The organism is Halpernia sp. GG3 (assembly GCF_052976925.2).
The window spans coordinates 60,982-74,559 of the sequence record NZ_JBRIIR020000014.1; the positions used below are offsets into that span (position 1 = coordinate 60,982).

A 13,578-nucleotide genomic window follows, 5' to 3' on the forward strand; every position below is an offset into this window, starting at 1 on the left:
TCAATACGATCGCTATGTTTGGTAAAATTTAAATTCCAATTTTGATTAGTTGATTACATTTGGTTGTTGAAACACAAATAAATATGTGCGAATGGAAAGAAACGTAGAACTAGTTGTTATTTCAGATGTACATTTAGGAACCTATGGTTGTAAAGCCAAAGAATTGCTTCGATATTTAAATTCTATTCAACCGAAAACATTGATTTTAAATGGTGATATTATTGATATTTGGCAATTTAAAAAATCTTACTTTCCCAAATCTCATTTAAAGATAATAAAGAAAATTATTTCATTCGCTTCAAAAAATATAGATGTGTTTTATATTACGGGCAATCATGACGAAATGTTCCGGAAATTCACTGATTTTAAATTGGGTAATTTAAAACTTTGTAACAAACTTTTTCTTAAACTAAATGGAAAGAAAATCTGGATTTTCCATGGTGATGTTTTTGATGCTTCCGTTCAACATTCTAAATGGCTTGCGAAATTAGGCGGAAAAGGTTACGATTTATTAATAGTAATTAATACTATAGTGAATTGGTTTTTAGACAAAATGGGAAAAGAAAAATATTCATTTTCAAAAAAAATAAAAAGTAACGTTAAAAAAGCAGTTAAATTTATTGGAGATTTTGAATTAACCGCTTCCGAACTTGCCATTGATAATGGCTATGATTACGTAATATGCGGTCATATTCACCAACCCCAAATTCGCAAAGTCACAAATAAAAATGGCTCTTGCATTTATCTTAATTCTGGTGATTGGGTAGAAAATCTTTCTGCTCTAGAATATAATAACGGTGAGTGGGAAATCTTTTATTATGAAGAAAATAAGCATTTACTTTTAGGTGAAGATCCAGATGATATTCCCGAAATAAGTAACGATCAACTTTTAAAAATTGTTACTCAATTTTCTTTAACATGAAAGTGCTTTACGCGTTTCAAGGAACAGGAAACGGACATATCGCTCGCGCACAAGAAATTGTTCCCATTCTTAAAAAATATTGTTCCGTAGATATTTTAATTAGTGGTCACCAGTCTCAGTTAAGAACAGATTTCCAAATTAATTTTCAGCATAAAGGTATTTCGCTGTTGTATAATAAAAATGGTGGAATTTCTTATATAAAAACATTTTTTGAGAATAATTTTCTAAAAGCATTTAAGACAATCAATGAAATTAATTTGAATCAGTATGATTTAATTATAAATGATTACGAACCCTTAACTGCTTGGGCTTGCAAGTTGAAAAATTTTAAAATGCTTGAGTTAAGTCATCAGGCGGCAATGAGTTTTAAAGAAACACCCAAACCACCATCAGATGATTTGGTCGGCAAAATAATCTTAAAAAATTATGCACCAAGTAAAAATAAAATAGGTTTTCACTTTGAAAATTATCACCCTCAGATTAAAAAACCTGTAATTAGGAGAAAAATTAGAGGCCTTAATCCATCAAAAATGGGATTTTATTTAGTTTATCTACCTAGTTTTTCCTTAGAAAATATCATTCAAGTTTTAAAGCAAATTCCGGTGGAGTGGAAGATATTTTCGAAGGAAAACATCTTGAATTGCGTAGAAAAAAATGTACAAATTTTTGCTATAGATGAAATAAACTTTCTACATTATTTTGAAAAGTGCGACGGTTTTTTGTGCAACGCTGGTTTTGAAGGTCCTGCGGAAGCGCTGTTTATGGATAAAAAACTATTTGTGATCCCTATTCATAATCATTATGAGCAAGAATGCAATGCTTTTGCATTAAATCAAATAGGCGTAAGTAATTCTAAAATTTTAGATGTAAAAGAAATTTCAGATTGGATAAATTCTGATCAAAATATTAAGGTAGACTATCCAGATAATATCGAAGAAATAATAGTTAAAGAAGTGCTAACTTTCTAAAAATACGTCATCTACATCATTCATTCTTTTCATTACGGATCTTGCATAACTGCAATGGGGATAGACGCTCCATTTATTTTCGCGCGCAAATTTTATGGCATCTTCTACCAAATATTTCCCCATTCCACGGCCTTCAAATTTTGGATGAACCAAAACAAAAGAGATTATTAATTTGTGGTCATCGGGAAAAATTGTGTAAGTTAATCGCCCAACTTCGTCTACTTCTTTATTTAAAGTGATAAACCCGCCATTTCCATTTCTATTATTGATAAATTCCATATTTTTTTTATTTAAATTTAGGTAAAATTATTGAGCTAGTATAATGAAAAAAGAAGACCAAAATTGATCTTCTTTCTATATTTTATGTCAAAAATCTTAGTTTGCTAAAACTTCTTTTACTTTATCTGCGGCTTCTTCCAGAGTAATCGCTGAGTGAACTGGCAAGCCAGAATCATCAATCAGTTTTTTAGCTTCTACCGCATTTGTTCCTTGTAATCTTACAATTAGTGGAACTGGAAGAGAACCCATATTATTATAAGCATCTACTACACCTTGCGCAACTCTGTCGCAACGTACAATTCCACCAAAAATATTGATTAAAATTGCTTTCACATTTTTGTCTTGCAATATAATTCGAAAAGCAGTTTCAACTCGTTCTGCATCAGCAGTTCCGCCAACGTCAAGGAAGTTTGCAGGATTTCAGCCAGATAATTTATTAATATCCATAGTCGCCATTGCTAATCCAGCTCCGTTCACCATACATCCTACGTTTCCGTCTAATTTCACGAAATTTAATCCCACTTCTCCTGCTTCAACTTCTATCGCATTTTCCTCACGCGATCGCGCATGTCAGCTAATTCCTTTTGTCGGAAAAGCGCATTATCATCGATATTTACTTTAGCATCTACAGCTATAATTTTATTATCGGATGTTTTTAAAACCGGATTAATTTCAAATAAAGAAGCGTCAATTCCAACGTAAGCACTATAAAGTGATGTGATAAATTTTGTAAAATCTTTAAAAGCGTCACCTTCTAAACCTAAATTAAAAGCAATTTTTCTCGCTTGAAAACCTTGTAATCCAACTGCCGGATCAACCACTTCGCTATGAATTAAATGAGGCGTTACTTCCGCAACGTGCTCAATATCCATTCCACCTTCTGTAGAATAAACGATCATATTTTTTCCTTGCGCTCTGTCTAAAAGCACAGAAACGTAAAATTCTTTAGTTTCAGTTTCACCGGGGTAGTAAACATCTTCCGCTACCAAAACCATGTGTACTTTTTTACCTTCTGCGGAAGTTTGCGGCGTCACCAACTGCATTCCTAAAATATTTCCCGCGTTTTCCTTCAATTTTTCCATATTTGGCGAGAATTTTACACCGCCGCCCTTTCCACGTCCACCTGCATGCACTTGCGCTTTCACTACCCAAGCTTTCGCGCCGGTTTCGTCTGCTAATTTTTGTGCTGCTTTTTCCGCTTCTTCTACAGTGTTTGCAACGTGTCCACGTTGTATTCTTACGCCGTATTTTGCAAGAAGTTCTTTCGATTGATATTCGTGAAGATTCATAATTTATTTTAATTAATTATTTTTTTAAGATTTACAAATTTAAGAAAAAAGAAGCACTTTCACTAAACTTTAGACACTTGAAAAAATATAATAAAGATTATTTGGGCAGCAATTTCCGCCTTCCGATTCCAATCTTTTTTTTAAATGCAAAAAAAAAGGATTTCCACTCAAGTCGGGCTGCAGATTTTTCGGAAAAATTTTTTTACGTTCAAAAATTTCAAGTATTTAAAATACTTCCGTATGCTTTCTGTCTGATTGTGCACTTATAAAAGGAATTTTTGGAGCAAGAAAATAACCTGTCAAACTCGCGAAAAGTATCGGAATAAAATAGGTAAATCCTGTAAGCGTTGCCAATAAAATCGTAGTGCTCATCGGTGTTCTCGTTACGCAAGAATTTATGGCGGCCATACAACTTACAATCGCCAACGTTAGATTTGTCTGAGGGAAAATATGGTGAATGATCAATCCCAATGCAGTTCCCACAAAAAATAGAGGAATAATAAATCCACCTCGCCATCCCGAAGTTACCGTAATTGAAGTGGCTAAAATTTTAAAAATTAAAATCAAAACAAGCATTAACAAAGTGTAATTAGAACTGATTAAAGTATTAATTTCAGCATGCCCAAAAAATCTAGTGATTGGAAAATAGTAAGAAATAATTCCCAATAAAATCCCACCAATTAAAGTTTGAATGTAGATCGGTAAAGGTTTCGCTTCAAATAATTTCTTGAAAAATTTTGTGACATATATAAACGTCCAGCCGATAATGGTAGCGCAAATGCCGAAAAGAACAGCATAAAGGAAATCGTACACGCCAGAATATTGATAATCCTGCAAATTCCAGGTAGCGCCTAAACCCAAATGAATAATCAAAGCAAAAACAACATAACTAAAACAACTGGAAACCAGCGCTGGTATGATCGCCTTGTAATATTCCACCGCATGTTCATGATGTAGAATTTCTAAGGAAAATAAACTTCCACCGAGTGGCGCGCCAAAAAGTGAAGTGAACCCAGAAGCCATTCCAGCAATAGTTAATGATCTTAAATCTTCACCTTTTAAACGAAAAATTTTACCTAGCCAAGTTCCCGTCGAACCCGTAATTTGTACTAAAGGTGCTTCCGGTCCTAAACTTCCGCCTGATGCAACGCAGAGAAGAGAAGACAAAATCGCAGATGGATTATTTTTAGGATCAAGTTTTCCTTTATTAAACCGGATGTTATTTACAATTAAATGCATTTCGCCGGGGTCACCAATAAAATGGATAATTAGTCCTGCAAGAAGGCCAGCTACTGACATTAATGGAATGACTTCCCAACCAACAAATAAGTGTGCTTTTGCTGTTAAAAACACAAGAACGATCCAATATAGCGCCGCAATAAAACCGCCAACTAAACCCACAGTTGCCCACATCAGAAAATTTCTACTAAAAACAAAAGGACTAAATTTTATCGGTTGATCTAAAATATTTAGATAATGGACTAATTTTCTGCGGCGGCGTAATTTCATTTTTTACTTCTTATCAAAAATAGTCTGCCTATTTTTCATTTCTGCAAATTTAAAAAAAATAAAAAAGCGACCTGCTTATTTTCTAAACTGATTTTGTAGCCTTTTTGCAAATTTCTAAATATTTTTTTGGCATTTTCCCAAAATAATTATTTTCAAAATACTCATCAGTTTTTGGGATATACAAACTGTAAGTTCTGTGCAAAGGAATAAATGGAATAAAAAAGAAGTCGAAATAAAAACGGTAAACTTTGATAATTCCAGTAACCATTTCGCCATTATAAAGAACTTTTTGGTCAATTTTCTTTTTTAATTTTTTACTGATCCCGAAGATAAAGAACATAGAATTTTGCTATTATAAAAGTTATTGTGAAAGCGTCGTAGATTTTGCTTCTGAAATTTTTCCCGTTTTTTTATTTTGTAAAAACGCAACCACGTGAAAATCTTTTGGAATTAAATTCTCATTATTCAAATCAATATTACCGGATTTTTCTGGCTTTGTAGATTGAAATTCTCTCACAATATCAACATGAGAAAGCGTTCGATTGCTATTTTCGCCCCGTTTTACTTGCGTAATGGCATGATTTTCAACCAACGCAAAATTTAAATTTTCATCCGGATTTATTTTATCTAATTTATATTCCACAGAAACTTTTCCGTTACCAGAATTTAAAATTTTGATTTGAATTCCCGCGTCGCTACTTGCAAGATTTTTATTTTCCAAAGCGCTTTTGAGTAAACCGCTTTCTGAACCGACAAATTCTTTTTGACCGTTCATCACGATTTGTGGCGTGTAAATCGAATTTAATTTAAAAATTGAAGAATACCAACTTTGTCTCTCTGAAAATTTCTTTTGGCTGAAAGTATCTTTCCAACCCAATCTGTCCCAATAATCCACGTGGTAAGCGAGAATTATCACGTTGTCTAAATTTTTATTTTGTAGTTCTTCAACCAATTTATCAGCCGGCGGACAACTGGAACAACCTTCCGAAGTGAAAAGTTCAATTACTTTTATTGATTGTGAATTGTTGCTATTTTGAGTGGTTTTAGTCTTATTGTTCTGTGAGCAACCAAAAAGAGGCAGAATAAGAAGTATTAAAAGTGATTTTAGTTTCATAAGATTTACTTAAACATACTAAAAAATATGATTTTGTATTTTGCAGTTTTAAAAAAAAAAAACATTTGATACTAGCCCCGATTAAAATGGAAATCCTTTTTTATAATTTTAAAAAAAATTATAAAAAAGATTGCAATGGAAAGCGGGATTAATTTTCGAGATAGAAATAAATCTTCTTGCTCCAAAAAAATTAAACTCTGTTTTTAGCGAAAAAGTAAATTAACATTCCCCAACTGATGATCATTAAAAGTCCACCAAGAGGCGTAATTGGACCGATTACTTTTGTTGGCAAATTCAATGTTTCCTGAAAGGCCAGAAGATAAATGCTTACTGAAAATAGGAAAGTTCCGGCAATCATTAAAATAGAGATCCATTTTTCTGTGCCTGTTTCGAACTTTAAAAAAAAGCCGATAATTAGCAGAAAAAAAGCCGCGTACATCTGATAGCGTACGCCGGTTTCAAAACTTTGAAGTTTTTCTACGGTTAGAAATTTTTTAAATAAATGTGCGCCAAATGCACCGAGAATCACCGAAATTAAACCATAAACGGTGCCAAATATTAGTGTGAAAGTTTTCATATTATTTTTTTAAAAACATTAATGTTAGTTTACCAATGAAGGTTAAAAGCCCTAAAAGAATAAAAATCCAAGCCATTTTTTTGAACTTTGCAAACCCGGATTTGTTGTGGCTCTTAAATAAAATCCAAAAGTGAGAATTGCAAAGCTTAATACGAGGCCAATCATGCTGTTATAAATTTCTCATTTTATTAAATTCATCAATCACTTCATGATGAGACACGGTTTTATCTTTAAAATATGTCACGAAATGTACTTTTTCTGCTTCCGTCGCACCCATTTGATTTAGAATATTGAGCAAATGCATTTTCATGTGGCCTTTCTGGATTCCGGTTGTAATAAGTGAGCGCAAAGCAGCGAAATTTTGCGCCAAACCTGAAACTGCCAAAATACTCATTAATTCTTGTGCGGAAGGTTTCCCCAAAAGCGATAAAGAGAATTTCACAAGCGGATGAAGATTCGTTAAACCGCCCACAACTCCCACGGAAATGGGAAGATCGATCCAAAACCGAAAAACACCGTTAGCAATAGTGCAATGCGTTAAACTTTTATAACTGCCATCTTTTGCCGCATAAGCGTGCGCACAAGCTTCTGTGGCTCGGAAATCATTCCCAGTTGCGATTACCACGGCATCTACGCCGTTCATCACCCCTTTGTTATGAGTCGTTGCGCGGTAAGGTTCAATTTCTGCAATGGTTACGGCTTGTTTAAATTTCCAGGCAAAGTCTTCATTAGAAATCCCACTTTCATCTTTTAAATCTTCAATTTTACAGGAAACTTCGGCTCTTACAATACAATTAGGCGTGTAATTGGAAAGAATATTCATCACAATCTGTAGAGAATTTTTTTCTTCTTCTGTGAAAGTTTCATCTTTTGAAACTTCTTCTTTCAACGTTTTTCCAAATTGTTCTAAACAGAATAATAAAATTCGCGCCCATAGAATCTGCTGTTCCAAAACTGGCTTTTAGTTGGAAATAATTTTCTAAGTCTGCCGTTTTATCAATTAATTTTATATTTAAAATGCCGCCGCCGCGGTGTCGCATGTTTTTAGTGATCGCTTCTGTGGCTTCTAAAAGTTTCTTTTTTAATTTAAAATTAAAGAAATGCAAAACTTTGTGCGGTTCAACATTTAAAATAAAATGCGTGTGACCGAGTTTTTCGGTATTGATTATTGTGGTTTTAAAACCCCCTTTATTCAGCCAGAATTTTGCAGATTTTGAAGCCGCCGCAACCACGGAACTTTCTTCTACCGCCATCGGTAAAGCTAATAATTTACCGTCAATTAAGAAATTTGGCGAAATACCGTAAGGCATATAAAAATTAGAAATAGTATTTTCAGAAAATTCATCATGAAGCTTTTGCAGCGTTTCATTGTCACTCCAATATTGCTCTAAAACTTTTTTATAATCTTGGTCTTCGTTTAAATATTCTTTAAGTAACCAATTGATTTTTTCTTCTTTTGATAATTTAGAAAAACCTTCTACCGGCGTATGATTCATAGAAATTGCGTTTGAATTTCAAAGATAAGGAAATTTAGGATTAAGGTTGAGATTAAGGTTACTCTAAGTTTTATAAAAAAAGCGCAGAAAAATCTAATTTCTGCGCTTTTTATAATTGATTTAGATAGTCTTAAATCTCAACTTGATCCGCCAAAAACGACCATTCTTCCAAAGCCGAACTCAGTTCTTCTTTTTTTGAATTGTAATTTTCTAATGTTTCTTCTGAAGGATTTCCGCCAGTAAAAGATTTTTCCAGACTTTCAACCGTAGTTTCTAAATCCGAAATTTTGTCTTCTACTTTTTTTATTTTATTAATGAGGTTTTGCTGTTCTTTACTGTGAATTTTTATGGGTGCCACTTCTACAGCAACTTGCTTTTTTGCGCGAATTGCAGATTCATCTTTTTCCAATTGAAGTTTAGAGCGTTCCGCAGAAATCTCACGGATGCTTTCTTTTTGGCGAAATTCTAAATATTCATTAATATTTCCTAGAAATTCTTTCATTCTACCGTCACGGAATTCGAAAATTTTATCGGCTAGACCTTGAAGAAATTCTCTATCGTGAGAAATCACAATTAAAGTGCCTTCATATTTATTTAAAGCCATTTTAATAATTTCCTTCGACTGAATATCTAAGTGATTCGTCGGCTCATCCATTATTAAAACATTGAACGGACGCAACAATAATTTACACAAAGCCAAACGGTTTCGTTCTCCACCGGAAAGCACTTTTGTTTTTTTTGTTACATCATCACCCTGAAAAAGAAAACTTCCCAATAAATCACGAACTCTTGGTCTAGTCTCTTCAGTTGATGCATCTTCGGCTTCTTCTAAAACGGTTTTATTTGCTGATAAAACTTCTTCCTGGTTTTGTGCAAAATAACCAATATTGACATTGTGTCCTAAATTCCATTCACCAGAATAATCTGTAATTTCGCCAGATAAAATTTTGGCCAAAGTTGTTTTTCCCTGTCCGTTTTGACCGAGAAGCGCAATTTTTTCGCCGCGTTCTATGAAGAAATCGACACCATCGAAAACATTCTTTTTACCGTAAGATTTACCAAGATTTTTAGCCTCAAAAATGACTTTCCCAGGAACAACAGATTGAACGAAACGAATATTGAATTTTGAAACGTCATCGTTATCCACTTCAATTCGGTCAATTTTATCTAATTTTTTAATTAAAGATTGCGCAAAAGAAGATTTGGTTGCAGAAGCGCGAAAACGGTTGATGTTATCTTCCATCTGCTTAATTTCGACATCCTGATTTTTCTTCGCTTGAATCTGCTTCTCTTTTCGCTCTTTGCTTAGTTCTAAATATTTGGTGTAATTGGCCTTATAATCATCAACTTTCTTATTATTGATGTCAAAAGTTCGGTTACAAACCGCCGTCATAAATTGCTTGTCATGACTTACCAAAACAATTGCGCCATTATAAGTTTTTAAAAAATCTTCCAGCCAGATGATGGATTCCATATCCAAGTGATTGGTTGGCTCATCCAGAAGCATTAAATCATTTTTTTGAAGTAATAATTTTGCAAGTTCAATTCTCATGCGCCATCCGCCAGAAAATTCGTCAGTAATTTTTTGGAAATCATCGGCTTTAAAACCTAATCCAAAAAGTACTTTTTCCACGTCGCCTTCTAAATTATAAGCGTCGTGGTGCATCAACAGGTCATTCAAATCTGTCATTCGGTGAATTAACTGATCGTAAATATCACTTTCATAATCAGTTCTGGTAACTAATTGCACATTAACGTCTTCAAGTTCGTTTTTAAGCAAATTAATTTGCTCAAAAGCCTGCATGGTTTCGTCCCAAACGGTTCTGCCTTTTACAAAATCCAGATCTTGTTTTAAAAAACCAATCGTAATATTTCCTTCCGGAACGATTGTCCCTTCATAGAAGTTAATTCCGCCGGTGAACATTTTTAAAAGTGTTGATTTTCCGGCACCGTTTTTACCAACAAGACCGATCTTATCATCTTTTTTGATGGTAAAATTAACGTTTGAAAATAAATAATTTCCTGAATGGTGAAGACCTAAACCTTGAACTGAAAGCACGCTATAATATTTAAAATTGAACTCTTTTTTGAATTTGCAAAAGTAGTGATTTTGAAAGGATTGGGAAGTTAAAATTTAAACCATTCTCAATAGTTATATTTTTAAAATTTAAATTTATTTTTTTTGCAAAATATATAAATAAAAACGCTCTGAAAATCAGAGCGTAAATGATATCATTTAAATTGAAAATTATTTAAAAAACTTTATTAGTTGGAACATTGCAAAAATTGAAGTTAGTAAAAAGAGACAACTTCTTATTTTAGTTATATTTTTTTATTTTTTGTAACCCATCGAAAGTCCTGTATCTCCAGTAACTTTTAAATCAACAGAGGCAGTATCTTTCGTTGCATTGGCAAAAATTAAAGCCGTGTTCTTATCAATTTTTATTGTAATTAACTCGTTTGGTTTCACTTTTTGAAAAGAATGCTTCCCACCGTCATTTGGTTCCTGATGGATTTCGATGTCATTTTTTGACACATTTTTTAATTTTACTTTAAAATTTCCATGTTCATTTTTACCTAATACAAAACTGTCGTTTGGTTTTATAACAGTGTTAGAAGTTAAACTTTCGCAGGATAAAGTTACAGTGGCGAAAATGATGAGTGCGATTAGATTTTTCATAATTAGAAATTGTTATTTGGTTTATACTGTGGCAAATTTGCGGTATAAATTAGAGTCAATCGCTTCAAATTATGATTTGATACCTATTTCTAAATGGGAAAAAGTATTGAAAATAAAGAAGTTATGCTTTTTCTAAATATTCTTTAGGTGAAAATCCAGTATTTTTTTTAAAAGCACGATTAAAAGTTGCTTTGGAATTAAAACCGCAATCGAAAGCAATCCCAAGAAGTGTAGATTTTTTATGTTCGCCTTTGTCAAACGCTTTTTTAACTTCCTCAATCCTGTATTTATTAACAAAATCATTGAAGTTCATTTTAAAACCTTGATTAATAGTTTTGGAAATTATTGAAACATTAGTTTGTAAATCTTTTGCGACATCAGACAAAGTTAATTCTGGATTTTTAAATAGTAAATCTTGCTGCATTAAATTTTCAATTTTACTTTTCCATAAATCAATTTCAGTAGAATTATTTTCGTTAGAAAATTCATAATCAATATCAATGACAGATTCTTGCTGTATAATTTTATTATCCTCAAACAATAATAAAATTTGGTGTTTATTCAACTCAGAAAATTTAAAACGAATAGAAGAATTTACAGGATTTGAATAACCAGTAATTGCAATATAATACATTACCAATGAAAAGAACAGAAAAAACCACCAACTGCCTATATAAGAATTTAGTTTTGGGTAAAAATAGTATACCCCATTAAATATTAAAGGCGACAAAATCATGATTAAAAAGGCGACTAAATAAGTTTGGATCCATTTAAAAATAATAGAATCCGCATAACTTACGACTTGATAAATTAATTTTTTATAAATAGTATAGTACCGCAGACTTAAAATAAAATAAATAACCATCGACAACAATCCTAGATATTGGTACCATTTATCGAAGTCTTTATCCATTCCATCGGCGTAAAAAAAGTAGGTTTTTGCAATAAATTTATCGTAAACCCAGATTGAAATAATGTAAATTAAATACAAAATCCCGGGAATAAAATGTAAAAATTGTTTTCTGTTAAACCTAAAACCAGGGTTTAATAAACTTTGTGTGTAGCAAAAAATAACAGGACCAATAAAAAATAGATGCTGTAATGGTGTATAAAAAAGAATATCGCGATACGGTTGATTGTCGTACCAACCGGCAAAACCAAGCATCCAAGGCGCGATATAAAGAGAACATAAAAAAATGAAAAGACTTAGCCAAGAATTAGATTTGTTTCCTGTTTTTAATCTTTTAAATAGTAGTAGAAAAGTATATATTATTCCTTGCGAGAATGTGATTAATAACAAAGAAGAATAAAATCCAAATTGAAATAACATAAAATCGTTTTGTTAAATATATATGCGTTTTAGAAATTATTCCAAAGTTAAAATAAAGATGTTTTAAATTTTGTTTTATTATTCTAAATTACTTTTTCAAAATATCCAAAATAGTCCCATACAAAACTTCAGTTCCCAAAGCCAAATCTTCGGGTGTGGAAAATTCTAAGGGATTGTGGGAAATACCGTCTTTGCAGCGGATGAAGATCATCCCGTAATCGCAAACATAAGACATTGCCATTGCATCGTGGAAAGGGCCGCTCATTAATTCTGGCGCATCAAGATTTATTTTATCGCAGTTTTTCTTAATTAAATCTTTGATCCAATCGGCGCAATAGCGTGGTTCGGAATTCCAATCTTCGGTAATTTCTGCGGTTAAACCGTGTTTTTCGCAAACTTCATCAATTTTATCGCGCAACTGTTTTTCGTATCGGTTTCTTCGGTCTAAATCGATATCGCGTAAGTCTAAAGTAAATTCACATTCTTCCGGAATAATATTTCTGGACGCGGGAAAAACTTTTATGGTTCCGCAAGTTCCAACGGTTGGATTTCCCGGAACTGAGTTTGCAATGCGATTTATTTCTAAAATAATTTCTGACGCGCCGACCAATGCATCTTTTCTCATCGGCATCGGAACAGAACCTGTGTGCCCCGCCATTCCTTTCAATTTTACAGTCAACCAAAGTGGACCGGAAATCCCTGAAACAATTCCGACAGGATAATTTCCAAATTCTAAAACCGGACCTTGCTCAATGTGAAGTTCCAAATAGCAATAAACGCTTCCTTTTTTGTATTCAGAATTGGCGAATTTTGTAATGTCACAACCGAAATCTTCGAGTGCTTTTTTTCTGGAAATTCCGTCTGCGTCAGTTCTTTCGAGTTCGCCTTTTTCTAATTTTCCTAAAATCCCACGGGAACCAAATAAACCTTTGTTAAAACGCCATCCTTCTTCGTCTGCAAAAGAAATTATTTCAATAGTCCTTTCTGGTTTTATATTATTTTCGGACATGGTTTTTAAGGATTCGATGGCGCATAAAACACCAGCAACGCCATCATATCTTCCGCCATAAGGTTGAGAATCCAGATGCGAACCGAGCATTAAGATTGGTAATTCTGGATTTGTCCCTTTTACAATGCCAATTAAATTTCCAAAATTATCGATGCGCGTTTGCATTCCGGCTTCGTGCATCCAAGTGGACGCGAGTTCAAAGGCTTTTTTTTCTTCCGCAGAATGTGCAGGTCGGTTTGTTCCAGTTTCGCCGATTTTACCGATAAGACTCATTTCATAGAAGTGATTTTCGAGGCGGATTGAATTGATGTTCATTTTTCTTACTTTCTGTTAAATAAATAATTTTCTTTTTATAACCAAGTTGCGCCCCGGCTTGAGTGGAAATCCTTTTTGTAATTGCGATTA

At 33.1% G+C, this 13,578-nt stretch carries 11 protein-coding genes and 2 pseudogenes; 2 read left to right on the forward strand and 11 right to left on the reverse strand.

What is annotated here, in order from left to right; translation table 11 throughout:
- The first annotated feature begins 91 nt into the window (after positions 1 to 91).
- A complete protein-coding gene (locus tag ACVBED_RS07770) occupies positions 92 to 922 on the forward strand; it encodes a UDP-2,3-diacylglucosamine diphosphatase (RefSeq protein ID WP_447121290.1) in 831 nt (276 codons plus the stop codon).
- Positions 919 to 1,890 (forward strand): glycosyltransferase family protein, encoded by a 972-nt coding sequence (locus ACVBED_RS07775; protein ID WP_473094821.1) that lies wholly within the window; start codon positions 919 to 921, stop codon positions 1,888 to 1,890. The genes ACVBED_RS07770 and ACVBED_RS07775 overlap by 4 nt, the downstream gene beginning before the upstream one ends.
- Here ACVBED_RS07775 and ACVBED_RS07780 read toward each other — a convergent pair.
- The 11 genes and pseudogenes from ACVBED_RS07780 to ACVBED_RS07830 all read right to left on the reverse strand — a co-directional run bounded on the left by ACVBED_RS07780 (position 1,879) and on the right by ACVBED_RS07830 (position 13,488).
- A complete protein-coding gene (locus ACVBED_RS07780) occupies positions 1,879 to 2,169 on the reverse strand; it encodes a GNAT family N-acetyltransferase (protein WP_447121292.1) in 291 nt (96 codons plus the stop codon). The two genes, ACVBED_RS07775 and ACVBED_RS07780, sit on opposite strands and share 12 nt — an antisense overlap.
- 96 nt (positions 2,170 to 2,265) lie before the next feature.
- Positions 2,266 to 3,458: pseudogene (gene sucC, locus ACVBED_RS07785) on the reverse strand (ADP-forming succinate--CoA ligase subunit beta).
- A gap of 225 nt (positions 3,459 to 3,683) precedes the next feature.
- Positions 3,684 to 4,967: a chloride channel protein gene (locus tag ACVBED_RS07790; RefSeq protein ID WP_447121294.1), complete on the reverse strand. Its 1,284-nt coding sequence runs from the start codon at positions 4,965 to 4,967 to the stop codon at positions 3,684 to 3,686.
- A gap of 82 nt (positions 4,968 to 5,049) precedes the next feature.
- Positions 5,050 to 5,307: a hypothetical protein gene (locus tag ACVBED_RS07795; protein WP_447121295.1), complete on the reverse strand. Its 258-nt coding sequence runs from the start codon at positions 5,305 to 5,307 to the stop codon at positions 5,050 to 5,052.
- A gap of 21 nt (positions 5,308 to 5,328) precedes the next feature.
- A complete protein-coding gene (locus tag ACVBED_RS07800) occupies positions 5,329 to 6,081 on the reverse strand; it encodes a DUF1223 domain-containing protein (protein ID WP_473094822.1) in 753 nt (250 codons plus the stop codon).
- Between the two features lie 190 nt (positions 6,082 to 6,271).
- A complete protein-coding gene (locus ACVBED_RS07805; RefSeq protein WP_473094823.1) occupies positions 6,272 to 6,658 on the reverse strand; it encodes a DUF423 domain-containing protein in 387 nt (128 codons plus the stop codon).
- Positions 6,659 to 6,827: 169 nt separating this feature from the next.
- Positions 6,828 to 8,154: pseudogene (locus ACVBED_RS07810) on the reverse strand (hydroxymethylglutaryl-CoA reductase, degradative).
- Positions 8,155 to 8,284: 130 nt separating this feature from the next.
- Positions 8,285 to 10,213, reverse strand: a complete 1,929-nt coding sequence (locus ACVBED_RS07815) for an ABC-F family ATP-binding cassette domain-containing protein (RefSeq protein ID WP_473094824.1) — start codon at positions 10,211 to 10,213, stop codon at positions 8,285 to 8,287.
- A 273-nt stretch (positions 10,214 to 10,486) separates the two neighbouring features.
- Positions 10,487 to 10,834, reverse strand: coding sequence for a hypothetical protein (locus tag ACVBED_RS07820; RefSeq protein WP_447121297.1), 348 nt, complete (start codon positions 10,832 to 10,834; stop codon positions 10,487 to 10,489).
- Between the two features lie 121 nt (positions 10,835 to 10,955).
- Positions 10,956 to 12,164 carry a helix-turn-helix domain-containing protein gene (locus ACVBED_RS07825; RefSeq protein WP_447121298.1) on the reverse strand — a complete coding sequence of 403 codons (1,209 nt, stop codon included), beginning with the start codon at positions 12,162 to 12,164 and terminating at the stop codon, positions 10,956 to 10,958.
- An 88-nt stretch (positions 12,165 to 12,252) separates the two neighbouring features.
- Positions 12,253 to 13,488, reverse strand: coding sequence for a M20 family metallo-hydrolase (locus ACVBED_RS07830; protein ID WP_447121299.1), 1,236 nt, complete (start codon positions 13,486 to 13,488; stop codon positions 12,253 to 12,255).
- Between the last annotated feature and the right edge of the window lie 90 nt (positions 13,489 to 13,578).

What these genes read in the sequence shown, in the direction of transcription:
- ACVBED_RS07830 (WP_447121299.1), bottom strand. Translation starts at nt 13,488, where the DNA reads ATGAACATCAATTCAATCCGCCTCGAAAATCACTTCTATGAAATGAGT.
- ACVBED_RS07770 (WP_447121290.1), top strand. Translation starts at nt 92, where the DNA reads ATGGAAAGAAACGTAGAACTAGTTGTTATTTCAGATGTACATTTAGGA.
- ACVBED_RS07795 (WP_447121295.1), bottom strand. Translation starts at nt 5,307, where the DNA reads ATGTTCTTTATCTTCGGGATCAGTAAAAAATTAAAAAAGAAAATTGAC.
- ACVBED_RS07800 (WP_473094822.1), bottom strand. Translation starts at nt 6,081, where the DNA reads ATGAAACTAAAATCACTTTTAATACTTCTTATTCTGCCTCTTTTTGGT.
- ACVBED_RS07790 (WP_447121294.1), bottom strand. Translation starts at nt 4,967, where the DNA reads ATGAAATTACGCCGCCGCAGAAAATTAGTCCATTATCTAAATATTTTA.
- ACVBED_RS07805 (WP_473094823.1), bottom strand. Translation starts at nt 6,658, where the DNA reads ATGAAAACTTTCACACTAATATTTGGCACCGTTTATGGTTTAATTTCG.
- ACVBED_RS07820 (WP_447121297.1), bottom strand. Translation starts at nt 10,834, where the DNA reads ATGAAAAATCTAATCGCACTCATCATTTTCGCCACTGTAACTTTATCC.
- ACVBED_RS07825 (WP_447121298.1), bottom strand. Translation starts at nt 12,164, where the DNA reads ATGTTATTTCAATTTGGATTTTATTCTTCTTTGTTATTAATCACATTC.
- ACVBED_RS07780 (WP_447121292.1), bottom strand. Translation starts at nt 2,169, where the DNA reads ATGGAATTTATCAATAATAGAAATGGAAATGGCGGGTTTATCACTTTA.
- ACVBED_RS07775 (WP_473094821.1), top strand. Translation starts at nt 919, where the DNA reads ATGAAAGTGCTTTACGCGTTTCAAGGAACAGGAAACGGACATATCGCT.